Here is a 24063-nt window from a genome sequence, read left to right as displayed (position 1 = left end):
CTATGGCAATGATGACATATTTGGAAGCCATCAAAAAAGGGATTGAAGAAGAAATGGCCCGGGATGAGCGAGTGGTTATATTCGGAGAGGATGTCGGGGGCGTCAAAGGGGGTGTGTTCGGAGTGACAAAAGGGCTGGCCGAGAAGTTTGGAGAGGAACGCTGCTTTAACACCCCGCTGACTGAGGGACAGATTGGAGGACTGGCAGTTGGGCTGGGTCTGGTGGGCTACCGTCCGATTGGAGAGTTTCAGTTTGCCGATTATATTTTGCCGGCCGTCAACCAGCTTATTTCTGAAGCGTCCCGCATGCGTTACCGGACTAAAGGAGACTGGACTGCACCGGTCGTTTACCGTGCTCCTTACGGCGGAGGGGTCAGAGGGGGGCTCTACCATTCTCAGTCCACTGAAAAAGTGCTGTTCGGACAACCAGGTCTGCGGATCGTCACACCGTCTTCTCCCCATGATGCGAAAGGCCTGATCAAGGCTGCAATCCGCTGTGATGACCCTGTCTTATTTTATGAACACAAACGCCTGTACCGGTTACTTAAAGAGGACGTACCGGAAGAAGACTACACCGTTCCTCTGGATAAAGCAAATGTGGTTCGTGAAGGAGAGGATCTGACCGTCATCGCTTACGGCATGGTCCTCAATCATGCACTCAAGGCAGCAGAAACCCTTAGCGAAGAAGGGATAGAAGCTGAAATTGTCGATGTCCGCTCTCTTTATCCGCTGGATAAAGAGACACTGGTCAAGGCAGCCAAAAAAACCGGGAAAGTTTTATTGGTCACAGAAGACAATCTGGAAGGCAGCATTATGAGTGAAATTTCTGCCGTCATTGCAGAAGAAGCGCTCTTTGATCTGGATGCCCCAATCCGTCGGCTAGCTGGGCCGGATTCTCCGAGCATGCCGTATGCGATAGCTCTTGAAAGGGCATTTCTGGTCGATGAGGATAAAGTAAGGACTGCCATGAGGGAACTGGCAGAGTTTTGAGGAGGACATACAGATGAGTATTGAAACCATAAAAATGCCCCATCTCGGGGAAAGCGTGACAGAAGCTTCGCTGTCTCTTTGGATCGTTAAAGCAGGGGATCAGATAAATAAATACGATCCGATTGCTGAGGCTGTCTCGGACAAGGTGACAACTGAGATACCATCCAACTATACAGGGGTCGTAAAAGACTTGCTGATTGATACAGATATGGATGTGGCTATCGGCACTCCCATCATGACAATCGAAACAGCAGACGCAGGCAAAAGTCCTTCTGAAAACGGCAACGGCAAAGCAGCGAAAATGCAGACGGAAGAATTTATCGATCATCTAAATGAAGAAATCGACAAGGCTGGCAGTCAGCCGATTGAACGGACAACAGAGTCGGTCAACCGGGAGTCTGCTCTCCACTCTGATAAAGAAAAAGGTCACAGCCCCCGTTATTCACCGGCAGTCATGCGAATTTCTCAGGAAAGAGGCATCGATTTGTCTGAAGTCGAAGGAACAGGCAAGCACGGGCGGATAACTCGCAAAGATGTATTGCAGTTCAATCCGGCAGCCAAGCCTGAAGCGGGTATGAATACAAAAGTAGCAGATACAGTAGCAAAGCGAAAGCAGAATGACCAGCCTGACAGAATGCCTGCAGAGCAGGAACATGCACACAAAGGATTCCAAGCAACTGAATATAGTGTGCCGGCCGACGGCATACGCAAGGCTATAGCCAAAAAAATGGTTCAAAGTACTACGGAAATTCCACATGCCTGGATGATGGTGGAAGCGGATGTCAGCAATATTGTTGCGCTGAGGGAGAAGACAAAAGATCAGTTCAGAGAGCAAGAAGGGGTATCTCTGTCTTACTTCCCGTTTTTCGTCAAAGCGGTTGTTCAGGCGTTGAAAAAACATCCTGTCATTAATACGTCATGGAAAGAGGGCAGTATCATCTATCATGGTGAGATCAATCTTTCCATAGCTGTTGCAACGGATGAGCATTTGTTTGTACCTGTCATAAAGAAAGCTGATGGCTACTCCATTAGTGGGTTATCAAGGGAAATCAGTCGGCTGGCAGAACTTGCCCGTCGGGGAAAGTTGACATCAGCTGATATGCAGGGAGGAACAATGACGCTTAATAACACAGGAAGTTTCGGTTCTATTCAGTCGATGGGCATTATCAATCATCCTCAGGCAGCCATCCTCCAGGTTGAAAGTATCAGTAAGCGTTTTGTGCCGACAGCTGACGGCGGCTTTAAAGCTGCAGACATGGTCAATTTGTGTCTGTCGATTGATCACCGTATCATCGACGGCTTACAGGCTGGACGCTTTCTCCAGACGGTTAAAGATAACCTGAACCGTTATTCAAGTGAGGAAGATTTGTACTGATCAGCAGTGTCTTAGTCCGCTATACTGTTTTCATGATCAAGAAGCATTTCAGTGAAGTCGATGTGACTGGCTTGGTCAGTCAGCAGGCCGCTCACGGGTAAAACAAAACGGTAAGGGAAGGGAGCAGAAGAGATGGAAATTTTTAAAGCACTGGCAGAACATGATTATGAGCAGATAGTCTTTATGCATGATGAGGAGACTGGACTGAAAGCAATCACCTGTATTCACGACACCACGCTGGGACCGGGACTGGGAGGAACACGTTACTGGACCTACGCCAGTGAAGATGATGCAATAAAGGATGCATTACGACTAGCTAAAGGAATGACATACAAAAATGCAGCCAGTGGACTCCCTATTGGCGGAGCCAAAACAGTCATCATCAAGGATCCCAATCGGGAAGTGAATAAAGAGGCAGTCTTCAGAGCTTTTGGACGTTTTGTAGAAGGTCTCAATGGCAGGTACATCACCGCCGCAGATGTAGGGACTACGGAAAGAGAAATGGATTACGTCTTTCAAGAAACGCAGTATGTAGCCGGGACGGGCTTGAAGCCTGGAACATCAGGGAATCCCTCTCCATCGACCGCTCATGGTGTATATGTGGGAATGAAAGCTGCCGCAAAAAAAGCCTTTGGTTCAGACTCACTAAATGGACGCCGTGTTCTGATAGAAGGAGTCGGGAAAGTCGGGTATATCCTGGCTGAGAAAATTCTGGGAGAAGGCGGGCAAGTGATTGCTGCTGACTTATTTGAGGAACCTAGAGAACGGGCGAGAGCTCTAGGGTGTCAAATCGTTGATGCCGATGATCTGTTTTCAATTAAGGCGGACATCTATGCACCTTGTGCATTGGGTGCAACAGTCAATGATGACAGCATCAGACATATGCAGGCTGCCGGTATCTGGGTTGTAGCCGGAGCAGCCAATAATCAACTGGAGGAAGCACGTCATGGTGATTTGCTCGATGAACTGGGTATCGTTTATGCGCCTGACTATATTCTTAATTCAGGCGGGGTTATTCAGGTAGCTGATGAATTCAATGGGGGCTATAATCCGGTAAGAGCTCAGAAACTGATTGACAATATATACAATCAGATTGAAAAAGTATTTGCTATAGCCGAACGGGATGCTATTCCAACTTATCAGGCAGCGGATATCCTGGCTGAAGAGCGCATCGCGGCAGTTAAACATACCCGTAGCATATTCAGCCAGAACAGCAAATCCATAATCAGCTAAATACAGTAAAAATAAAGTCCAAAAGTATTGATTCCGGTGGTCCTTTAAAGACTGCCGGATTTTTTTTTTGAGGAAACAGCAGTAAGATGTTTGTGCTGGCGGCACTGTGATATACTAGGGGCATTCAACTATACCGATTCAGAGGTGGAAAACAGGATGCATTCAAAACTATTACAGAGATACGGAGTAACCACAAAAGTTGCCGGCTCGGATTATAATTTCCGATATCAGCTAATGGGCGAAAGAATCGCAGAAGAGATGTCCCGACTGACCAGCGAAATGGGGGTAGAACCTGAAGTCATCTATACTGCCCAGCAGACCCATTCAGCCAATGTAGCCTACTGCAACGGCAACAATGGGGAAACCTTTGTGTCTGGACGCATATTCGAGAATACGGACGGCTTACTGACTGATCAGAAAGGGGTGGGCTTGCTGATCAAATACGCGGACTGCACGCCAGTGATTATCTTTGATCCGGCAAATGGTGTGTTGGCTAATGTCCACTCGGGTTGGCGAGGAACAACACAGCGTATAGCTGTCCGGGCGGTAGAAAAAATGTGCAGAACCTTCGGGTCTAAAGTAGAGGATCTGATTGTCTATGTAGGGCCGTCTATTGACCAGGACAACTATCAGGTAGGGCCAGAAGTGTATGCGGCTTTTGCTAACTTCAGTAAAAGGGATGATTTCTTTGAGCCCGATGGAGATAAGTACAGACTGAGTATGTTGGATGCCAATGTGAGCAGTTTACTCGAAGCAGGAATAAGAAAAGAGCATATGGAAGTCGAAAGAGCATCGACGTACACAGATAGTCGGCTTCATTCAGCCAGAAAAGAGGGAGCAGTCTATCAGCTGAATGGTCTGTTTGCAATGATGGAAAAGGGGCTATCTTAGGAGAAAACAATAAACCAGGCCAACGGAACAGTCACGTTCCCATTGGCCTGGTTTATTGTTTATTGATCGGCTGAATGATCAAAGCCGTAAAGAATATAGGGAAGCAGCGGGGCTATATAGTCTGCTGGCGGTTCACTGGCCTGGACCTCTTTATAGTCCCTACTCATGCCTATCAGGGCATGCGTCATCAAACGGGCCAGCTTAGTTGTTGTAGGGTCTTTCAGGTTAGCTTTCACTGCTTTGATTTTCTCAAACAGGATACGATTAAGCTGCCGGTGCACGACCGAATCAATCGTTTCAATTTCCTCATATCCTGTGCTGTATGGGTTAATATTAGATTCAAAGCATGTCAAGGAAATGAACAGCTGTGTAACAGTCATCTCAAGCGAAAGAGTCGCTTTTACCTGTTCACAGCCCAGGTTGAGCTGAAGCTTATCGTTTACGACTTTTTCGAGAAGATCATACTTGTCCATAAAGTGACTGTAGAATGTTGCTCTGTTGATTGTAGCTGCTTCAGCAATATCTGTAACGGTAATAGATGAAAAATCTTTGCTGCGTGAAAGGGCAAGAAATGATTCCATGATCAGTTTACGGGTACGGGTGACACGCGGGTCAGTATTTACTTGTTCCATGGCGTTTGGATATCGTCCTTTCTAAATGTCAAATGCTTAATCCGGTCAGGGTTATAGGCAAGTAAGCAACACTTTTACTATACTGTTGGTTTATTTCGAAGTCAATATATCCTATAATGATTGAGTAGCTGACTTACAAAAAGTCAGCAATATGATATAGAAGAAAAGAGAAGGAGACGATCAAGTATGGTGAAAATAGGAATTATTACAGGAAGCACACGGGATGCCCGCGTCAACTTGCAGGTTGCAGAATATATTCTGGAAAAATCAAAAATGATTGATGGTGCCCAGTTTGAAATTGTAGATATCAAAGATTATGACCTGCCAATGTTCAATGAAACGGTCCCGCCTGCTATGGCTAACAAAGTATATGACAAGGAAGCGACAAATCACTGGTCCGCTAAAGTTGATGGACTGGATGGATTTATTTTTGTGACACCAGAGTACAATAAATCGATTACGCCTTCATTAAAAAATGCAATCGACCACCTGGCTTCAGAATGGTCCAATAAGGCGGCAGGAATTGTTGCTTATGGATCTACTATGGGTGTAGCTGCTTCTTTAAGCTTGCGTACGATTTTGTCCAATGCCAACGTTGCTACAGTTGGACCGACAGGAGGCTTCAATCTTTTTACAGATTTTGAAGAGATGTCTACTTTTAGGCCGTCTGATGTACACAACCCAACGATTCAAGCCGTATTGGATACGACAGTAAACTGGAGCAGAGGGCTTCAATCGGTTAGAAGCTAAACCGTAACACAATAGGCAGTATAGCAAGAGACCGTTTGCCCGGTTGTTGAACAATCGGACAAGCGGTCTTTTTTGTCTAGCATCTAGGAACACGAACTGAATCCGGTGAGTCTGTTTTTATTTGAATACGATATCATTTGAAATTTTTCATATAAGGAGTAAACTAATGATAAGTTATTTAAAGGAGTGAAGTGAATGGAACAGACAGTGTATACCAATTACTGGCAAAACCGACTAAGTAACGTGAAAAAAGAACACGGCAGCTATTCAAATGAAGAGGAAGCAATCAACGGGATCAAAGCCTGGTGGGAACTTCATAAAGAAGATTACCCTCATGCTGAATATAAGCGAACCAATTCAGGCGCTTTGGAAATCATTTATCAGGACGATGACCATTTTTATCGGATAGAAAAGCGGACCATTGATAAGCCGTTGCCTAGTCAGAAATATAAGCTGCGTAAAAAGGGTGAAATCGAGGCACTGCGCTCCAGACACAATCTGCATGAAGAAGCCTATCTGTTTGAAGAGCTGGCTGAGCCGTATCAGGATAGACTGATTCAGGCAATGGCAGACTCCACTAAGTTAAGAAACTATGTCTATGACAATGAAGGTCGGCCTATAAGAAAGTTGCAAGCCAAGTAGGTAATCAAGACTCCAGGTTAATTGCCTGGAGTCTTTTTCTCATTGAGTAAAATAGGGAAGAAGACAGCTTTCTGACCTGCTGAAGCGTGTCTTTACCGCCATATCGGAGGAAACAGCATCAACTGTTGAATCTAGGGATCCGCCGACACCATCCATGATCACCTGTATGAAAAACACCGCCATGGCGTCAATGAAAAGCAGGCTTAAACAATGAAACGACCGTCGGAATTGAATTGAAATGGAATGTCCGGCACCTAATGCGCACTGTAGTGAGTCGGGAAGTTCCAATCAATGGAGAAGCAGCAGATGTGAAAGAAAAGATTGCACTTTTTCAATTAAAACTACTTTGGAAGGCAACGCAATCGGCCAAGTTCTGTACAAAGAACGTCTGTCAACAAACACAGTGTTATGAACTATTTAAAATCCTGAGTGTGGGGGGAGTCGGATGAAGGATAATTATCAGAGGTTCATGCATGCTTTTAATGAACTGCATACGGTTATTGCTTACAGAGTCAATCGTCGCCGGGAAACACATTTTGGTGAGCTGATGGGATTGGCAAACAAAAAGAAAGATAAAGTGGTTAAGGCTTATACTACAGAAATTGACTTTTACAGAGAATTGAGAAACTTGCTGATACATCATTCGCTTGAGGGGGAAGTTGCTGCCTACCCGAGTGATGCGCTGATCAGAGAGGTTGAATGGGTCACCCAGCAAATCAAATACAGCAAAAAAGTGAAAGATCTGTTTCTTAAAAGAGTTCGGACATTCAATATTGACGATCCTTTGGACAAAGTGCTAAATACGGTGAGCCGGGTTCGTTATACCCAGTTTCCTGTATTTGATGGAGCAGAACTCGCGGGTATGCTGTCATCCGTCGGCATTACAAAATATATTGCGAGAGCTAAAGGTCAGGAGATGGGAAATTTGATGAACACGACAGTGAGGCAAATATTAATGCTTGAAGATGACCGGGACTTTTATAGGGTTATTTCACAGGAAACCTCTATTTTTGACATTGAGGAAGTTTTTCAAAGGCAGATGAAGGACGGCCATTTTTCTTTTACCCTACTCATTTCCAGACAGGGATCAATCACTGGAAAGGACGATCTGATCGGTATCATTACGCCTTGGGATATTCCTAAAGTCGTTGCCAACAAGTAAAGCTGACTAAACAAAAGAGACAAGTCTAACGGGGGAGGAAAATTATGTCAATTGCGGCAATGGGGTTCAGGATGCTGTCAGCTTTAAGTGATCGGAAAAGGGATAAGACACTCAAGGTTGATCCGGAAATAAATGCCCACTACAATATCCGGTACGGTAAATCCCGGAAATATAATCAGCTTGATATTTATTACCCCAAAGGAACAAATGAAAAGCTGCCAGTGCTTGTCAATTTTCACGGCGGTGGCTATGTATATGGTTCAAAGAAAAACTACATGCACTACGGCATGTACATGGCTAGACAGGGCTTTGTTTTTGTTAACAGTAGCTACACATTGGCTCCCAGAAAAAAGTATCCAGAGCCGCTGAAAGAGTTAAACGCTGTGCTTCACTGGATCGCTCATAATCATGAAACTTACTTTATCGACAAGGAAAAGATTTTTTTTGTAGGAGATTCAGTAGGAGCTCAGCTGGCAATGCAGCAGGCGGTATTGCTCAAATCACCTGCATACCGGCAGCTGTTGGGTATAGAAGTGACCGAGGAGCTGTCATTGAGGGGACTGGGGCTGAATTGTGGTTTGTTTGATCTTTCCAGTAAACTCTCTTCAGCAGTCAGTACTAATCCGAAAGATCCTCAAGTGCAGTTGAACTATCTGCTGAAGGATTACCTGGGAAAAAACTGGCTGCGCCATAAAGAAGAACTGGACTTCGTAAGCTATATAGATGAAGGTTTCCCGCCGGTCTTTATCATGACTGCAGAAAATGACTTTCTTAAGCAGGAGTCTTACCCAATGGCTGATATGCTTAGAAAGAAAGGTGTAGCTGTCCGGTTTGAGAAATATGGGACAGCTGAAGATGTTCACTTGCATCATGTTTTTCACTGCAATATTAATCTGGATGAGGCAAGGGTATTCAACATGGAACAGTGTCGTTTTTTTCATACTCTGCTGAAAGCACCATAACAGCCTGGAAGATTCATAGGCTTCCAGGCTGTTTTTTAGGCTGTGTTGAATTAAAAAATAGGGGCCAAAAATAAATATCACCTGGACAACGCAGAGTGCCAGATTGACTGGATAGATTCCAGAGCAGTCTCTGAAAGTCCTTCAAAATAAAGACTCAGCTGCTCATATTCATCCTTAAGCAGATGTTTCCCCATGTTCATCTCCGACGCATTGGCCCGCATAATGCAATCAGAAAAATGCCTGTGGACAAACTGCTTGATGAGCTGGTCTTTGTCGGTCATAAAATTGTGGTAGTCTTCTACAACATTAATGTCTTTCATTACAAGAAAAGAATAAGCCTGAAGGGCGTCATAAACTTCTTGGATAGAGGATTCCGCTTCATTTAGACAGGCAAAAAATTCATCAGGTCTGAGTGTTTGTGAGGATTTGCTCATAGACTGCTCGTGTCTGTCTAGACAGGATACGACTTTTTTCTGAATCAAATTCATCTCGTCATAGGTGTACTGCTCCAGCACTACTGTTTTCCTGACTAGTTTTTTATCGATGGGATAGCGTTTTAATAATCGCCTGACCATTTTTTCTGCCGGATGAGTCACCGGCAGTTCCTGTTGAACCTGATCAGTTTTTGTGAAGCCGATAGCATCAGGTTTAGTTGATGCTGGTTTTTCTTTTCGTTTTAAGAGGGGAAGAAGAGACTGAAATACTGGACGGACTGTTCTTGACTGAGGGAAGGGTTTGTCTCCTTGAGTCGACTGAAAAGTTGCTCTGCTTTCTGCCGGCTCTGTCTCGGTTGAAACAGACTGTCTTTGTTGGATGCTACTGGTTGGCTGATGCTTATTAAACGTATTCAAGTTGTCTCTCATTGGCCCACTCCAATCATTTTAGCTCAAACACACCTTAACACATTCATTTGATTCTGTCATTGGGTTTCTGTAAATCTCTGCGCATTGTATTTTCTTTTTAATAGAATAATAGCGTATACTGGAATGGAAGCAAGAATAGTGGAGGTGCAGGCAGATGTTTACACAAAAAAGGCTTACTGAGGCTTATAAGCAGGCAAAAGAAATGTATTTTGACGACCAGTCTCGAATCGTCTTTATGAGCGATGCTCATAGAGGAGACGGCAGCACATCAGATGAATTTCTGAAAAGTCGCAATTTGTTTGCACATGCTTTAAACGAGTATTACGAAAACAATTATACTTTTTTTGAAGTCGGAGATGGAGAGGAGCTGCTGGAGTATCCTCACATGGAACATATCAAGAATGCCCATGTGGATACGTACAAGGTCATTAAAAAGTTTTTCGACAAAGGCCGCTATATACGTATATTTGGCAATCATGATATCTATCTCGATAATCCCAAATATGTACGAAAAAACCTTTACATCAACTATGATGAGTACAATGAGGAATTTTTCGATTTTTTAAAAGGCATTCAGCCGCTGGAATCTGTTGTGCTCAAGCACAGGATGACCAGTCAGGAACTGTTTGTGATTCACGGGCATCAGGGAGATGCGCCCAACGATCAGTTCTGGTTCTTCACCATGCTGTCTATTAAGTATTTCTGGCGTTTTTTTCATCGTGTCGGGATCAAAAATCCTGCCAGTCCGGTTAAGAATGTCAGCAAGCGCCATAAAATCGAACGGAATTACAGCAAATGGATTGAGAAGCACCGTCGGGTATTGATTTGTGGACACACCCACCGTTTTAAATTTCCTAAAAACAAGGAAATTCCTTATTTTAATACTGGATGTGGTATTTATCCGGCTAGTATTACCGCCCTGGAACTAACTGAGGGAATGATTCGTCTGGTCCGCTGGAAAGAGAAAGTGGACGAAAATGGTAACCTTCGAATCCGGCGTGAAACGATGCGCGGGCCTGAACCAATTGAGAATTTTGATACTAGAAAACCAAAAGAAGTAATCGAGTATCTATCTGAGTTGAAACTGCAGCGGACAAAAGAACAGCGTGAAGAGCGGGCCTCATTCAGGGAAGACGATATGAGCAAAAACTGAGAACTAAAAACTCAAAATGAGAATAGTCAGAAACAGACAACCAGTCAGTTTTTGTACTGACGGATAAAGTTGGCAACTGTATGAAGACAACTTGAAAGACAGACTGAAGGCACTCTTTAGGTCTCTGTTTTAGGATCTGTCCAAGCAGCTTGTTAGCTTTTTTTGTGGACAAAAAGTGTCCGGCAAAAGACCTGTTCCGTTATTTTATTCGTTTACAAAATCACAAAAGTTGTCTGCACTGAAAAATTAGATTATAATAAAAAAACATGACTACATTTATGTGTGTTTATTTATAGGAGGAATGATTTATGTCACCAAATATGGTGGGTTTTAGCTTTATGATGATTGGGGTCTTCTTGATCATAGGGAAGGTTGTGCGATTACATACAAAGTGGCTGCGTGATCTGTTCCTACCGAGTTCAATCATTGCCGGCTTCATTGCGTTGATTGTTGGACCGGACTTGCTGGGAAGGCTGACTTCTCAGTTTCTGTCGGAAAGCTCGCTTTTTTATAATGGACTGATTCCAGAGTTTATACTGGATGTGTGGCGTCCACTTCCAGGAATGTTTATTAATATTGTCTTTGCGGCACTATTTTTAGGTAAAAAAGTACCCAGTGTTAAAAAAATCTGGCGTGTAGCCGGACCTCAGATTGTTATGGGTCAGACCGTTTCTTGGGGACAGTATGTGATTGGTATTTTGCTGACACTTTTGGTCCTTACCCCTCTTTTTGGAACAAATCCGCTCGCTGGAGCACTGATTGAGATCAGCTTTGTCGGCGGTCACGGGACTGCTGCTGGACTAGCGAATACGTTCGACAGTCTTGGATTTTCTGAAGGAGCAGACCTGGCTCTGGGGCTGGCCACCATTGGAATCCTGGTCGGTGTCGTGGCTGGTATTCTGATTATTAATATCGGCTACCGTAAAGGCTTTGCCAAGCATGTCGGCGGAAAGGAATACTTTACGGAGGAAGAAAAGGAACGTTTGGGTGAATCCTACGGTTTTGAAATGGAACCGGAAGTCAAGGAAGCAAAAGCGATTGAACCGCTTGCCTTGCACCTGTCTCTCATTGCTGTAGCGATCATGATCGGCTACATCCTTCAGCAGGGACTGATTCTGCTGGAAGCCAGCACTTGGGGAGCATGGACCGACGTTCTGCTATTTCCTTATGTCCCACTTTTCCCGCTCGCTATGATCGGTGGGGTGATTGTGCAAGTCGTCTTTGACCGGCTGGATATCCATATGTATATCGATCAGAGTCTGATTTCGAAAATTTCTGGTTTTGCACTGGACGTCCTGCTGGTATCGGCCCTGGCGACTCTGTCGCTACAGGTCATCGGCGACAATTTCCTGCCCTTCATCCTGCTGGCGATTGTTGCGACAGCCTGGAACGTTTTCGCATTCCTTTATCTGGGACCAAGAATGATACCTGAATACTGGTTTGAAAGAGGTCTCGGAGACTTCGGTCAGGCTACCGGGATGACCGCAACAGGTCTGTTACTGATGAAGATTGCAGACCCAGAGTACCAGACTCCTGCTTTAATGGGCTTTGGCTACAAACAAATCTTATTTGAGCCATTCGTCGGAGGGGGACTAGTGACGGCTGCTTCTCTGCCCTTTATGTACCAGTTTGGTCCTGTAGTTTTCCTGATTATTTCGTCAGTGATTGCTCTGGCATTCCTTATTTTTGGATTGGTGAAGTTTGGCCCAAACAGGCAAACAGGCAAGTCAACTGAATAAACAATCATAAAACAGGCGCGCAGCGGCTGTCGTCAGATAAGAGCCTGGTGCTCAAAAACTGCCGACGCTGCTGCACGCCTGTTTGCTATTAGTCCATATTGGTGGAAGGTAAGATAGTCTTGAGATCGCCACGATAAAGGAAAAAAATTATTTCCTGGTTAAGAAAAGGCATTTTTCGGCTGACGACACCAATCCGCTTGAGCTTTTTCATTTCGTAAAAGCTGTAGTTACACTGAGTATCTGTAAAAAGAGAGAACGTACGTGCTCCTTTATTTCTTAAAAAGTCCAGATATAGGCTGAACAAGCGGGAACCGATACCCGTACCTCTGACCGCATCGCCTACAGCAAACATGAGTAGCTCGCCGTCGTAGGATTCATGCGTCTGCTTCAGCAAGGACTCGCTGATATTTAAATAACGCTTGTAGGACTGAAAAGCTTCACGGCCACTTTTTGAGAAGAGCAGGAGAAAGATGTTCCAGGCGGTGAGCAAGTAATAGGCATTGTGTTCAAAGGGCACATCGTTATCTCGTCCGGCGATTAGACCGACAATCTGTCCGTCTTTAACAGCGACCTGGCTGTAGCTGTGATGGGCCAGACTTGAAAAGAGAAATACCGCTGCCAGTTTGCTGGCAATAAAGGGAGTGGTTAAGGTCTCATAGTTCCAGGTTTTGCAAATCAGTTCTATCAAAGCCTTAAAATCTTTCTTTTCAATCGGTCGGTAGTGGGTAGTTTCTGCAGTCATGATCTCTACTCCTTGTGTTTGATTCTCTATCAGTATAGCACAGGCAAGGAAGGCTTCAAAAAAAATCCTTAGAGCTGTCAAGAAAGCAAAATGTGGGCAGACTTGCTAAACTGAAGACAAAGATAGTAGAGGACCGGAAAGGAGAGGAGCTGTGCTTATGCGCATAGAAAGAATGAATGAGAGAGACATCGAAAAGGTCAGCGAGCTCGTAACCGATGCATTTTATGACAAGCTCACCGTAAAGGCGGAACTTAGCAAATACAAGGTACAAACTATTTTAAAGCTGCTTTGGATCCAGGAAGCTGAGCAGTACGGAATGACTGTCTATACTGTTTGGCAGGATAACCATATTGTAGCAGCCTTCGGAGTGACAAAGCATCAGGAAAATAGAGTCAGTCTGCGCCTGCTGGCTAAGACATTGGCAGTCATCAAGCATATCGGTCTGAAATCTTTTCTGTGTTTTATGCAAGTTGCCCTGGAAACCAGTCATCTCCCTCAAACAGGAGAGGTCTATATCGATTTTATAGCGGTCGGCCATGCTTCTCAGAATCAGGGAATCGGTCATTTCATTATGAACCAGCTAGCCGAACGTTTAGAACAGGATGGGGGACTGACGAAGCTGACACTTTTTGTACTCAAGGGCAACAACCGTGCCATTCACCTGTATGAAAAGATGGGCTATAAAAAAACAGACAATAATAAAAGTGAGAAATATTACTTTATGGTCAAAAAGATAAATTAAACTATAAATAACTTAATTTACTATCGTTTGCTTTAACATGTTTTATTTTTTAAATGAACAGAGCAAATGAACAGTAGAAATAAAAAAGCCCAGGATAGCTTGTGATCCGATCAGCATTATCTCTTCTATACAAAGTGAAAAATGGGGGAGTTCTGTCTTTATTTTAAAAGGCGACTTTGCTATAGTGATGTAATGTGATTTTATTTGCCTAAGGGCTAAAAAAGGAGGGAATCATGATGAAAGAAAAAACGCATTACGGTTTGGGCACTGCCGTCTCTATGATTGTAGGGATCAGTATCGGTTCGGGAATCTTTTTCAAGGCTGATGAAATACTGATTGCTACCGGAGGAAATGTCGGTTTAGGTATTTTAGTTTTTATTATCGGTGCACTCTGTGTCATTTTCGGGAGCATTACGCTGTCCCAGCTAGCCAGTTTATCATCTATGAGAGGAGGGGTCGTCTCTTATTATGAAGAATTCGTATCTCCAAGAGCGGCGAATGCTTTCGGCTGGTTCCAGCTATTTATTTACTTCCCGACGATTACAGCGATCGTCAGTTGGGTTTCAGGTATCTATACGCTGATTTTGTTTGATTTGCCGAACACGTTGGAACTTCAGGTCCTACTTGGCTTTTTCTATATGACGTTTTTCTTTGGGATGAACTACTTGTCCTACAAATTTGGCGGACGCTTTCAAAATATCACGACAGTTCTGAAAATGATCCCGCTAATTGGTATTGGCCTGGCCGGTGTTTTCTGGACACAGTCAGCTCCATCATTGCCTGAAGGCGTCAGCCTGGTCCAGTCAAGTGATGTCGGCTGGGCTTGGCTAGGAGCTCTGGTACCTGTGGCCTTTTCTTTTGACGGCTGGATCGTCTCCACGACCATCACGCAAGAAGTCAGAAGACACCGCCGAACGATGCCGATTGCATTGACAGTGGGGCCTCTGATTGTTTTGGCTGTTTATCTAGCCTTCTTTCTCGGCCTGATTGCCATTGTAGGCGTTGAATTTATTCTGTCAGCTGGAGACCAAGCAATCGCTCAGGCAGGGCAGTCTCTGTTTGGTATTTATGGCGAACGGATTTTGCTGAGCTTTGTGCTGATTTCAATCATGGGTGTGGTTAATGGGATCAGTCTGGGCTACATTCGTCTGCCTTATACGCTGGCCGCTAAAAATATGATGCCGATGAGTTCAAAAATCAGTGTCCGTAATGAAGAAAAGGGACTGTCACCTTACGCAGCGCTGACTGCATACGGATTGACGGTTTTCTGGCTGATCATTCACTACATTACGCAGCGCTGGGATATCTTGGCAGGCGGAGATATCAGTGAAATCGCCATTGTTTTCAGTTATGTCCTTTACATTATTTTGTATATAAAAGTCCTGCAGCTAGGCAGAAAGAAAGTCATTAACAACTGGTTCCTTGGAGCTTTTGCTCCAATTATGGGAACAGTCGGGTCGCTGACAATTCTTCTCGGCGGCTGGTTCTCCAATCCGGTCTACATGCCAGTCTTCATTCTTTTCTCTGCACTGGTATGTGTCTTTGGCTACCTGTATGCCATAAGAAACGGCAACAAGCTTGGTCACGAATAAGCTGTTAAAGGAATTCTGCTGTGAAAACGGTGAAGGCCTGGTGCAGGCCATCGCAGGCGGCGCAAGACGCATTGAACTGTGTGACCAGCTGGCTCTAGGTGGACTCACCCCCCAAACAAAAACAATAGAAACCGTAACCCGGTTTGCTCACTTGCATCAGGTTGAAGTCGTTTCGATCGTTCGTCTAAGAGGCGGAGACTTCATCTTTTCGGATGCTGAAAAAGCAGTCATGAAACAGCAGGCCAGGCAAGCTCTTCAGGCAGGTGTGGATGGCATTGTTTTTGGCGCACTGACAAATGAGGGGGATGTGGATTGGCCTTTTATTAAAGAGCTGACTGCTCTTTCAGGAGACAGACAGGCCGTTTTTCATATGGCTTTTGATCAGCTCTCCAGAGAGGTCCAAATGGAGGCAGTCAAGAATCTCGCTGCTGCTGGCATCAGCCGCTTACTGACTAGAGGAGGCCTGTCGGGAACAGCCCTTGAACATGCTGACTGGATCAATCAGCTGATTAAAGCAGCGGGTTCTGAAATGCATATCTTGCCGGGCGGTGGCATCCACTATGCCAATCTATTGGAAGCCAGCCGCCTTATCCATGCAGATCAGTTTCACGGCACCCGCATTATTAAATTCGTTTCTAAATAGACGTAAAGATCTCCGCAGAGTTTACTTCGGAGGTCTTTTTTTTTTTGCAGTTGCAGACCATGTGCATTAAATGGAAACAGGACAGTACTGAGTCTGTAAAATCCAACTGTGGGGACAGGCTAAAGTTTTTCTAATAGCTCCTATAAATACTTGCTAATTGTTTGCCTATTAGACTGTGCTAGACTGGTTTTATGAAGGCGTTTACTTAAACTATTTAAAGAGGGGTCGCTTATGTTCAAGACAATGGCAATCAATGCGGGAAGTTCCAGTTTGAAGTGGAAGTTATACAAAATGCCGGAGGAGTCTGTTCTGGCTTCCGGCATGGTAGACAGGATCGGACTGCCAGAATCACTGTTTTCTGTGACGGATGGGGATGGGGAGACTGTGAAAAAAACAGCTGATATAGCTGACCATGACCAAGCGGTACAGCTGCTGCTGAAGCAGCTGATCGAACAGCAAATTATTAAAGATTTTAAGGAAATTACAGGCGTTGGACACCGGGTCGCTGCTGGAGGAGAGTCTTTTTCCGATTCGGTTGTCGTGACAGATGAGGTGCTCGCAGAGATCGAAAAGCTGGCGGAGCTGGCGCCTTTGCATAATCCAGCTAATGCCATGGGTATCCGGGCATTCAAAAACCTGCTGCCAGATATTGTCAGTGTGGCAGTATTTGACACATCTTTCCATCAGACGATGAACAAGGTTCAGTACCTTTATAGCATCCCGTATGCTTTCTACGAAAAACACCATGTCAGAAAGTACGGTTATCATGGTACAAGTCACAAGTATGTGAGCCAGAGAGCGGCTGAGATGCTGGATCGTCCACTGGAGGAGCTGAAAATCATTTCCTGCCATCTTGGGAATGGGGCATCTGTCTGTGCAGTAGACGGCGGCAAGTCAGTAGACACATCAATGGGATTCACACCACTGGCGGGACTGACCATGGGGACTCGCGCAGGAGATATCGATGTCTCTCTGCTGCCGTTTTTGATGGAGAAAGAGGGAATCACTGCAATCAGTGATATGATCGAGATTCTTAACAGAGATTCCGGTCTTAAAGGAGTGTCCGGTCTGTCCAGTGACATGCGGGATCTTCACGCTAAAGAAGCAGACGATCCCCAGGCCGCACTGGCATTAAGGATATTCGAGGACCGGGTCAAAAAGTATATCGGCGCCTATGCAGCTTTAATGAATGGGGTCGATGCCATTGTATTCACTGCGGGTATAGGTGAGAACGATATTCAAACACGCGAGCATATAATCAACGGGCTCAGCTACCTGAATGCTTTTATCGACCCGGAGCGAAATGATTGTCGGGGAGTGGAGAAGCTGATTTCTTCAGAACATTCGGATGTATCAATCTTGCTTATACCGACAGATGAAGAAGTAATGATTGCCCGTGATGTGGAGCGGTTAAAATAGCAGCAGAACAGAAAAAGGAAATTGATTGAAAGAATCGTCTCTGCCGATGGACACAACGACAGTAAAGGCATCTTGTTTCCGACTGGCAAGAAAAAAAAGATGCTTTCTAGGTACATGGATGATCAAAAAGATAAGAATCGAGCGCGAAATATTGGAAGTTCAACTGAGAAGGGAGCAGCCGCGCGAGTTGTGTCGCTGCCGCGCCAGTGTTCCAACTGAGAAGGGATCAGGTGCGCGAGTTGTGCCGCTGCTGCTCCAGCGTACCAACTCAAACGAAAATAGCCGCGAGAGTCAACTTGCCCCACTGCACAACTGCCTAAGCTGCCTATACTGCCAGTCAAGCAGCTGCTAAACATACGCATATATACACTTCCAGCTGTTTCAGTATCCTGAGACAGCTATCAAGACGACTCGCGGGTATATTTTGTTAAAAAAAATGTTGACAGTATCTTCAGCCTCTGATAGACTTCTATTCAATCAGAGAAACAGTAAACACTATAGATAAGTAAGCGATGAAAAGATAAGTACAGAACAGCAAGTCATCTCAGAGAGCTCCTACATGGTGGAAAGGAGCATGACAGTCTGCCTGGAAAATGGTCTTTGAGCTGGATAGGTGAGTGGAAACATAAGCCTATCCCGGTTGCACCCGGTAACGTGCCTAAGTATGCAGATGAACTGTCAGCGGCTGACGTATTTTCAATAAAATCGTCAGTCCGCAAACAGAACGATCTAAGTACTGGAAGAGGCCACTTCAGTGATGGAGTGGTAAACAAAGGTGGAACCGCGAATAGACCTATTCGCCCTTTTTTGAGTGCAAAGCTCGAAAAAGGGCGTTTTTTTATGGAAATGATTCAACTTACTGTAAACTGTTGAAGACTGGCCTTTCAAGGTCTAAAGCGCCAATGTTTCACTAAAGCTGAATCAAAGCAGACAGCGTAAGTACCGATTATAGTCCTGTTTAGGTAAAGATTAAACCGTGAGAGCTGAAATCTCAAGTCACTTAAGCAGAACAGGAAGAAGGCAGCTTGCTGCCTTCAACATTATAGTAACTGCTTTACAAAAGAAAGGAGTAGATCAAGCATGATCACTTTAAAAAATGTAACGAAGACATTTTTAAATAACAAGCAATCATTTGAAGCGGTCAAGGATACTAGCCTGACCATCAAAAAAGGAGAAATATACGGCATCGTCGGCTACTCCGGAGCAGGTAAAAGTACCTTGCTGCGACTGCTGAACGGACTGGAACGTCCTTCATCTGGAACAATCGAAATTGATTCACAGGAGCTGTCTCCCTTAAGTGACAAACAGCTCAGGAAAGAACGCCAGTCGATTGGAATGATTTTTCAGCACTTTAATCTGCTGTGGAGCCGGACGGTTATAGACAATGTCTGCTTTCCGCTTGAAATTGCCGGTGTCAGCAAAGATGAGAGGGTTAAACGGGCGAGAGAACTGATCAAGCTGGTCGGCCTTGCTGACAAGGAAAAAGCCTATCCGGCCCAGCTTTCCGGAGGCGAAAAGCAGCGGGTAGGGATTGCCCGGGCTTTGGCCAATAATCCGAAAGTCCTGCTGTGCGATGAAGCGACCAGCGCTTTAGATCCTCAGACAACAGATGAGGTACTGGAACTGCTAGCTAAAATCAACGACCAGCTTAAAGTCACCATTGTCATGATCACGCATGAGATGGAAGTTGTTCGTAAAATCTGTGACCGAATGGCTGTGATGAGCAAAGGTGAAATTGTAGAAGAAGGGCCGGTACTCCAGGTTTTCAGAGACCCACAGCAGGAAATTACGCGGCGCTTTATCAAGCAGGATACAGAAGTGGATGAAAAAGAAACGCAGCTGGTTCTGAAGGAGCTCAAAGTGGCTTATCCAGAAGGACAGATTCTGCGCATCCTTTTCCAGGGCGATCACGTAGGGGCTCCAATCATTACCAAGGTCAGCCGCCAGGTCGATACCGATATTAATATTATCCATGGAAGCATCCGCTCCACCCATAATGCACCAATCGGGAGCTTGACGGTTCAGATCCTTGGAGACCAAGCTAAACAAGACAAAGCACTGGAGCTGTTTCGAACGTATCCAGTGGAAGTAGAGGTGATTTAAATGATCAGACAGATACTTGCAACAGGTATTTTATCAGAATATACCGGATTTGAGGATGTCCGCTGGGATCGGGTCTGGAATGCGACAACAGAAACGCTGTACATGACCGGGGTGTCAGTGGCAATAGTCTTTGTCCTTGGCCTGATCCTCGGCCTGCTGCTTTACGAAACGCGCCAGCATCAGACCATCTGGTCGGTGGCTCTGTATAAGACGGTGTCCGTTCTGGTCAACGTTTTCCGTTCGATCCCGTTTATCATCCTGATTGTCCTGCTGATACCATTTACCACAGCAATCGTCGACAGCATGACGGGACCGACAGCCGGCCTGCCAGCACTGGTCTTTTCAGCCTCGCCCTTCTATGCACGGATGGTCGAAACGGCCTTACGCGATCTGGACAAGGGTGTGATCGAAGCTGCCAAATCCATGGGGGCTTCCAAACTGGAACTGATTTGGAAGGTTTATATACCAGAAACCCTACCGTCGATTGTGGCCGGTATCACCGTCACGACCATCAGCATCGTCGGCTTTACAGCCATGGCCGGTGTGATTGGAGCCGGCGGACTGGGAAACCTCGCCTATCTTGAAGGTTTCCAACGTGGCCGGGCCAACGTCACACTCGTGGCAACAGCTGTCATTCTGCTGATCGTTTTTGTGATTCAGTTTATCGGAGACCGACTGGTCGCCTATATCGATAAGCGCTGACCCAATAGAACAGACCAGCATACTTCAATTAGGAACAAACTTTATAAAAAACAGACTAAAAAAGAATAGGGGAGAAATAACATGAAAAAGACAATTGGATTGGGACTTTTGAGCGGAGCTTTACTGCTTTCGGCCTGCGGCAATGGGGATGACAGTGCAGGAGAAGAAACACAAACACTTAGAGTGGGGGCATCCAATGTTCCTCACGCTGAAATCCTTGAATTTGTTCAGCCCACACTGGAAGAGGAAGGAATCGACTTGCAGATCGAAACCTACAATGACTATGTGATTCCGAACATGGCTCTGCAGGACGGTGACATCGATGCCAATTACTTCCAGCACGTGCCATACTTTGAATCACAGATTGCCGAAAACGACTATGACTTTGTCAACGCGGGTGGTATTCACATCGAACCAATGGGTGCCTACTCCAACCGCCACGATTCCCTGGACGATCTGCCAGAAGGCGCAACAATCCTCGCTTCAAGCAGTGTTGCTGACCACGGCCGTATCTTGGGAATTCTTCAGGAAGCCGGACTGATCACAATTGACGAGTCCATCGATCTGGTTGATGCGACTTTTGACGATATCGTGGAAAATGAGCGCGACCTGCAGTTTGAATACGAGTATGATGCTGCCCTGATGACCACACTTTATGATCAAGATGAGGGAGATGTATTCTTTATCAACTCCAACTTTGCAGTGGACCAGGGCATCAGCCCAATCGATGATTCTATCGCTTTGGAAGACAGCTCCTCGCCATACGCCAACATCGTTGCTGTTCGTTCAGAAGACGAAGATAACGAGCTGGTTGCAAGACTGGTTGAAGTCTTACGTTCTGAAGAAACACAGGAGTATATCCTGGACACTTGGGATGGAGCAGTATTACCCGCTGAAGACTAAAATACCTTAAGAAAATCCTAAGGTTACAGCCTATGCCTTTACTTGATCACAATCTTCGTCAATAATGAGATTGTGGTCTTTTTTTACTTTTAAACAGGAAGGAAGTACAACATGACAAAAGTATTTATAGCAGGAGCCAAGCGTACCCCAATCGGAGCATTCTTAGGGGCATTGAAAGATGTATCTGCCTCGGATCTGGGCAGTCTGGCCGTAAAAGGGGTGCTAGAACAGAGCGGTATCGCTCCTGATTCTATTGATGAAGTAGTTTTGGGGAATGTACTGCCGGCAGGACAGGGGCAGGGCGTTGCCCGGCAGGCAGCGGTCAAAGCTGGGATTCAGGTCGAAGTACCGGCTTATTCACTTAATATGGTTTGTGGGAGTGGTCTGAAAACAGTGATGCAGGCTTATTTAGGGATTAAAGCAGGGGAATATCAGGCCATCATTGCTGGTGGGACAGAATCAATGAGTCAGGCTCCCTACCTGATTCCCGGAAATACTCGGACCGGACACAAGATGGGTGGCTATCAGACGGGAGATCATATGCTGGATGATGCCCTGACAGATGCTTTCGAAGGCTACCACATGGGGGTGACGGCTGAGAATATTGTGGAGCGCTACACACTTTCAAGAGAAGAGCAGGATACTTTCGCCTTTACATCTCAGAGCCGGGCGATTGAAGCCCTGGACAGCGGAGCCTTTAAGGCAGAAATCGTGCCGGTTGAGACCAAGGTAAGAAGAGAGACGGTCACGGTAGATACGGATGAATACCCGAACCGAAAAACGACAGAAGAAAAGCTGAACAGCCTGAGGCCGGCTTTCAAGAAAGACGGATCGGTAACGGCCGGAAATGCCTCCGGGATCAATGACGGTGCCAGCGCCACGTTGATTGTCGGCGAGCAAGTCATGAAAGAACAGGGTCTCAAGCCACTGGCTGAAATCGTTGGTATCGGTCAGGGGGGTGTAGACCCTGCTGTTATGGGGCTGGGACCAACGCCCGCTATCAGACAGGCAGTCAAGCGAGCTGGGATTGAGTTCAGGGACATTGATGTCTTTGAACTGAATGAAGCCTTTGCCAGCCAGAGTCTGGGGGTCATTCAGGAGATCACGGAAGCTTTCGGTGTTAGCAAGGAATACATGCTAAAGCGTACCAACCTGAACGGGGGAGCCATTGCGCTTGGACATCCTGTAGGTGCCAGCGGCAACCGGATTCTGGTCACTCTGGTGCATGCGATGAAAGCCAGAAAACTGAAGTACGGACTGGCCTCATTGTGTATCGGAGGCGGCATGGGCGTTGCTGTACTAGTAAAGAATCCTGAATTCGAATGATTAACAGTTGACAAAAAACGGATTTCAATTTATCCTTTAAGTACACATATAAATAGTCTTCAGGGCAGGGTGCAAGTCCCTACCGGTGGTACAGCCCACGAGCCGCAAGGCAGATTCGGTTAGATTCCGAAGCCGACAGTTACAGTCTGGATGAAAGAAGACAAGAGACACACAGATAAAATCCGTCTGCAGTCAGACCTTTGGGTCTGGTGTATTAAAGTACGGCTGCAGTCTTGACTCGAGCCCTGGAATCATTGTATTCCAGGGCTTTTTTTACGGACAAGGCAGCTGAGCAGAAGCCGCGATTATTTTGTGTGCCAGTGAACAAACAAACCAAGCCCTGAATCCGTCTGTGATTCAGGGTTATTTTAGAGGTGAAAGCATGTATACCGACACAGATTACATGAAAAAAGCATTAAAGCTGGCTGAAAAAGCCAGAGGCCAAACCTCACCCAACCCGCTGGTCGGGGCTGTGATCGTTAAGGATGGCCGAATTATTGGTGAAGGCTATCATCACAAAGCCGGGGAAGCGCATGCGGAAGTCTTGGCTGTCCGCTCAGCTAAGGAGTCTGTTAAGGGGGCAACTATTTATGTCACGCTTGAACCTTGCTCACATGTCGGCCGTACACCCCCTTGTGCCGACTTGCTGGTCAAAGAGCAGTTTAAGCGTGTAGTGATTGCGGCTAAAGATCCGAACCCCCTCGTTGCCGGCAGAGGGATTAAGCGCCTCGAGGAGGCTGGCATCGACGTGACTACAGGCGTCCTGGAAGCCGAAAGCCTGAAGCTGAATGAGGTGTTCAATCACTACATCACAACCGGCAGACCTTATGTTGTCATGAAATATGCGATGACGCTGGACGGAAAAATCGCAACTAAAAGCGGGGAATCCCAGTGGATTTCCTCTGAATCTTCGAGAATCCATGCGCATAAACTTAGAGGAACCTTATCAGCCATTATGGTCGGAATCAATACAGTGCTCGCAGACGATCCGAGGCTGACCTGCCGTCTGGAGGACTACAGCAGCCCGACCCGTCTGATTCTGGACAGCAGGCTCCAAATTCCCTTTGATGCGGCCGTTTTGAAAGAACAGGACACAGCTAAAACGCTTATTTTTACGACAGAAAAGGCTGATTCAAGTAAACGACAGCACCTGCAGTCGATGGGAATCGAAGTCATCGTAACTGCTGAAAGAGATGGCCAAGTTGATCTCCAAAAAGTACTGCAGTTGAGTGGGACCAGAGGGATTGACAGTATTCTACTGGAAGGTGGAGGCACCCTGAATGCATCTGCTCTAAAAGCTAAAGTGGTCAACAAGCTTCATATTTACCTGGCGCCCAAACTACTTGGGGGTGACAAAGCTCTGTACCCGGTGAGAGGTGAAGGGGTCCAACATATGCATGAGGCATACGGCATTAGTAATATGGAAGTCAGCCGTATTGAAGAAGATGTATTTATTGAGGCTTATATAAAAGAGAGGCGCAGTGACGCCTATTAATCTGT

General features: G+C 45.7%; 22 protein-coding genes, 1 pseudogene, 1 riboswitch and 1 other annotated feature. Of the genes and pseudogenes, 20 read left to right on the top strand and 3 right to left on the bottom strand.

Translation table 11 applies throughout. The annotated features are described in order from the left end of the window. Nucleotides 1-2: 2 nt before the first annotated feature. From ADIAL_RS06730 to pgeF, 5 genes and pseudogenes are all read left to right on the top strand, one after another. Nucleotides 3-989, top strand: a complete 987-nt coding sequence (locus tag ADIAL_RS06730) for an alpha-ketoacid dehydrogenase subunit beta (RefSeq protein ID WP_034301671.1) — start codon at nt 3-5, stop codon at nt 987-989. A 13-nt stretch (nt 990-1002) separates the two neighbouring features. After that, nucleotides 1003-1543, top strand: a pseudogene (locus ADIAL_RS11705) (biotin/lipoyl-containing protein); the annotation flags it as partial. Between the two features lie 20 nt (nt 1544-1563). Beyond that, nucleotides 1564-2364: a dihydrolipoamide acetyltransferase family protein gene (locus tag ADIAL_RS11700; protein WP_442853026.1), complete on the top strand. Its 801-nt coding sequence runs from the start codon at nt 1564-1566 to the stop codon at nt 2362-2364. Between the two features lie 132 nt (nt 2365-2496). Next, entirely contained in the window at nt 2497-3597 is a 1101-nt protein-coding gene (locus ADIAL_RS06720; protein WP_034301665.1) for a Glu/Leu/Phe/Val family dehydrogenase, read from the top strand. Nucleotides 3598-3753: 156 nt separating this feature from the next. Further along, nucleotides 3754-4488, top strand: coding sequence for a peptidoglycan editing factor PgeF (pgeF, locus tag ADIAL_RS06715; protein WP_034301662.1), 735 nt, complete (start codon nt 3754-3756; stop codon nt 4486-4488). A gap of 59 nt (nt 4489-4547) precedes the next feature. Here the strand turns inward: pgeF and ADIAL_RS06710 are convergent, their stop codons facing one another. Further along, entirely contained in the window at nt 4548-5120 is a 573-nt protein-coding gene (locus ADIAL_RS06710) for a TetR family transcriptional regulator (RefSeq protein ID WP_034301659.1), read from the bottom strand. 186 nt (nt 5121-5306) lie between these two features. On the opposite strand from ADIAL_RS06710, the gene ADIAL_RS06705 reads away from it, so the two are divergent. The 4 genes from ADIAL_RS06705 (at nt 5307) to ADIAL_RS06685 (ending at nt 8636) form a co-directional block, all read left to right on the top strand. After that, complete coding sequence (locus tag ADIAL_RS06705; protein WP_034301656.1) at nt 5307-5870, top strand: NADPH-dependent FMN reductase; 564 nt, start codon at nt 5307-5309, stop codon at nt 5868-5870. A gap of 195 nt (nt 5871-6065) precedes the next feature. Next, complete coding sequence (locus tag ADIAL_RS06700; RefSeq protein WP_034301653.1) at nt 6066-6512, top strand: hypothetical protein; 447 nt, start codon at nt 6066-6068, stop codon at nt 6510-6512. 445 nt (nt 6513-6957) lie between these two features. Beyond that, on the top strand, nt 6958-7674 hold the full coding sequence (locus ADIAL_RS06690) for a CBS domain-containing protein (protein WP_034301646.1): 717 nt from the start codon (nt 6958-6960) through the stop codon (nt 7672-7674). Nucleotides 7675-7718: 44 nt separating this feature from the next. After that, nucleotides 7719-8636, top strand: a complete 918-nt coding sequence (locus ADIAL_RS06685) for an alpha/beta hydrolase (RefSeq protein ID WP_034301643.1) — start codon at nt 7719-7721, stop codon at nt 8634-8636. Between the two features lie 77 nt (nt 8637-8713). Here the strand turns inward: ADIAL_RS06685 and ADIAL_RS06680 are convergent, their stop codons facing one another. Beyond that, nucleotides 8714-9499 (bottom strand): hypothetical protein, encoded by a 786-nt coding sequence (locus ADIAL_RS06680; RefSeq protein WP_034301641.1) that lies wholly within the window; start codon nt 9497-9499, stop codon nt 8714-8716. Nucleotides 9500-9653: 154 nt separating this feature from the next. On the opposite strand from ADIAL_RS06680, the gene ADIAL_RS06675 reads away from it, so the two are divergent. Next, the gene (locus tag ADIAL_RS06675; protein WP_051503784.1) at nt 9654-10652 is read left to right on the top strand and encodes a metallophosphoesterase; all 999 of its coding nucleotides are present in this window, start codon (nt 9654-9656) and stop codon (nt 10650-10652) included. Nucleotides 10653-10960: 308 nt separating this feature from the next. After that, nucleotides 10961-12391 carry a sodium/glutamate symporter gene (locus tag ADIAL_RS06670; protein ID WP_034301638.1) on the top strand — a complete coding sequence of 477 codons (1431 nt, stop codon included), beginning with the start codon at nt 10961-10963 and terminating at the stop codon, nt 12389-12391. A gap of 88 nt (nt 12392-12479) precedes the next feature. Here the strand turns inward: ADIAL_RS06670 and ADIAL_RS06665 are convergent, their stop codons facing one another. Continuing rightward, nucleotides 12480-13133, bottom strand: coding sequence for a GNAT family N-acetyltransferase (locus ADIAL_RS06665; RefSeq protein ID WP_034301635.1), 654 nt, complete (start codon nt 13131-13133; stop codon nt 12480-12482). A gap of 157 nt (nt 13134-13290) precedes the next feature. Here ADIAL_RS06665 and ADIAL_RS11095 point away from each other — a divergent pair, with 157 nt between their 5' ends. The 9 genes from ADIAL_RS11095 to ribD all read left to right on the top strand — a co-directional run bounded on the left by ADIAL_RS11095 (nt 13291) and on the right by ribD (nt 24058). After that, entirely contained in the window at nt 13291-13875 is a 585-nt protein-coding gene (locus tag ADIAL_RS11095) for a GNAT family N-acetyltransferase (protein WP_051503783.1), read from the top strand. Nucleotides 13876-14108: 233 nt separating this feature from the next. Beyond that, on the top strand, nt 14109-15467 hold the full coding sequence (locus ADIAL_RS06655) for an APC family permease (RefSeq protein ID WP_081757726.1): 1359 nt from the start codon (nt 14109-14111) through the stop codon (nt 15465-15467). Further along, nucleotides 15454-16110 (top strand): copper homeostasis protein CutC, encoded by a 657-nt coding sequence (locus ADIAL_RS06650; protein ID WP_051503782.1) that lies wholly within the window; start codon nt 15454-15456, stop codon nt 16108-16110. The genes ADIAL_RS06655 and ADIAL_RS06650 overlap by 14 nt, the downstream gene beginning before the upstream one ends. Before the next feature lie 231 nt (nt 16111-16341). After that, nucleotides 16342-17529 carry an acetate/propionate family kinase gene (locus ADIAL_RS06645; protein WP_034301629.1) on the top strand — a complete coding sequence of 396 codons (1188 nt, stop codon included), beginning with the start codon at nt 16342-16344 and terminating at the stop codon, nt 17527-17529. A 503-nt stretch (nt 17530-18032) separates the two neighbouring features. Further along, nucleotides 18033-18337, top strand: a binding site (T-box leader). Nucleotides 18338-18609: 272 nt separating this feature from the next. Continuing rightward, a complete protein-coding gene (locus ADIAL_RS06635) occupies nt 18610-19632 on the top strand; it encodes a methionine ABC transporter ATP-binding protein (protein WP_034301624.1) in 1023 nt (340 codons plus the stop codon). Further along, entirely contained in the window at nt 19633-20334 is a 702-nt protein-coding gene (locus ADIAL_RS06630; protein WP_155849196.1) for a methionine ABC transporter permease, read from the top strand. It abuts the gene before it with no gap. A gap of 81 nt (nt 20335-20415) precedes the next feature. After that, on the top strand, nt 20416-21237 hold the full coding sequence (locus ADIAL_RS06625) for a MetQ/NlpA family ABC transporter substrate-binding protein (RefSeq protein WP_034301621.1): 822 nt from the start codon (nt 20416-20418) through the stop codon (nt 21235-21237). 111 nt (nt 21238-21348) lie between these two features. After that, complete coding sequence (locus ADIAL_RS06620) at nt 21349-22563, top strand: acetyl-CoA C-acetyltransferase (RefSeq protein ID WP_034301618.1); 1215 nt, start codon at nt 21349-21351, stop codon at nt 22561-22563. 51 nt (nt 22564-22614) lie between these two features. Further along, nucleotides 22615-22729, top strand: a riboswitch (FMN riboswitch). Between the two features lie 216 nt (nt 22730-22945). Next, complete coding sequence (ribD, locus tag ADIAL_RS06615) at nt 22946-24058, top strand: bifunctional diaminohydroxyphosphoribosylaminopyrimidine deaminase/5-amino-6-(5-phosphoribosylamino)uracil reductase RibD (RefSeq protein ID WP_034301615.1); 1113 nt, start codon at nt 22946-22948, stop codon at nt 24056-24058. Nucleotides 24059-24063: the final 5 nt, after the last annotated feature.

The organism is Alkalibacterium sp. AK22, assembly GCF_000585255.1.
GTDB lineage: Bacteria > Bacillota > Bacilli > Lactobacillales > Carnobacteriaceae_A > Alkalibacterium.
The sequence above is the reverse complement of the archived record's forward strand: the minus strand, read 5'-3'. Positions and strand labels throughout refer to the sequence as shown.

Bases quoted from the DNA above. Each gene is read 5' to 3' on its own strand.
- ADIAL_RS06635 (WP_034301624.1), top strand. From the start codon at position 18,610: ATGATCACTTTAAAAAATGTAACGAAGACATTTTTAAATAACAAGCAA.
- ADIAL_RS06710 (WP_034301659.1), bottom strand. From the start codon at position 5,120: ATGGAACAAGTAAATACTGACCCGCGTGTCACCCGTACCCGTAAACTG.
- ADIAL_RS06645 (WP_034301629.1), top strand. From the start codon at position 16,342: ATGTTCAAGACAATGGCAATCAATGCGGGAAGTTCCAGTTTGAAGTGG.
- ADIAL_RS06730 (WP_034301671.1), top strand. From the start codon at position 3: ATGGCAATGATGACATATTTGGAAGCCATCAAAAAAGGGATTGAAGAA.
- ADIAL_RS06625 (WP_034301621.1), top strand. From the start codon at position 20,416: ATGAAAAAGACAATTGGATTGGGACTTTTGAGCGGAGCTTTACTGCTT.
- ADIAL_RS06630 (WP_155849196.1), top strand. From the start codon at position 19,633: ATGATCAGACAGATACTTGCAACAGGTATTTTATCAGAATATACCGGA.
- ADIAL_RS06685 (WP_034301643.1), top strand. From the start codon at position 7,719: ATGTCAATTGCGGCAATGGGGTTCAGGATGCTGTCAGCTTTAAGTGAT.
- ribD (WP_034301615.1), top strand. From the start codon at position 22,946: ATGTATACCGACACAGATTACATGAAAAAAGCATTAAAGCTGGCTGAA.
- ADIAL_RS11095 (WP_051503783.1), top strand. From the start codon at position 13,291: ATGCGCATAGAAAGAATGAATGAGAGAGACATCGAAAAGGTCAGCGAG.
- ADIAL_RS06670 (WP_034301638.1), top strand. From the start codon at position 10,961: ATGTCACCAAATATGGTGGGTTTTAGCTTTATGATGATTGGGGTCTTC.
- ADIAL_RS06705 (WP_034301656.1), top strand. From the start codon at position 5,307: ATGGTGAAAATAGGAATTATTACAGGAAGCACACGGGATGCCCGCGTC.
- pgeF (WP_034301662.1), top strand. From the start codon at position 3,754: ATGCATTCAAAACTATTACAGAGATACGGAGTAACCACAAAAGTTGCC.
- ADIAL_RS06720 (WP_034301665.1), top strand. From the start codon at position 2,497: ATGGAAATTTTTAAAGCACTGGCAGAACATGATTATGAGCAGATAGTC.
- ADIAL_RS06655 (WP_081757726.1), top strand. From the start codon at position 14,109: ATGATGAAAGAAAAAACGCATTACGGTTTGGGCACTGCCGTCTCTATG.
- ADIAL_RS06680 (WP_034301641.1), bottom strand. From the start codon at position 9,499: ATGAGAGACAACTTGAATACGTTTAATAAGCATCAGCCAACCAGTAGC.
- ADIAL_RS11700 (WP_442853026.1), top strand. From the start codon at position 1,564: ATGAATACAAAAGTAGCAGATACAGTAGCAAAGCGAAAGCAGAATGAC.
- ADIAL_RS06675 (WP_051503784.1), top strand. From the start codon at position 9,654: ATGTTTACACAAAAAAGGCTTACTGAGGCTTATAAGCAGGCAAAAGAA.
- ADIAL_RS06690 (WP_034301646.1), top strand. From the start codon at position 6,958: ATGAAGGATAATTATCAGAGGTTCATGCATGCTTTTAATGAACTGCAT.
- ADIAL_RS06665 (WP_034301635.1), bottom strand. From the start codon at position 13,133: ATGACTGCAGAAACTACCCACTACCGACCGATTGAAAAGAAAGATTTT.
- ADIAL_RS06620 (WP_034301618.1), top strand. From the start codon at position 21,349: ATGACAAAAGTATTTATAGCAGGAGCCAAGCGTACCCCAATCGGAGCA.
- ADIAL_RS06700 (WP_034301653.1), top strand. From the start codon at position 6,066: ATGGAACAGACAGTGTATACCAATTACTGGCAAAACCGACTAAGTAAC.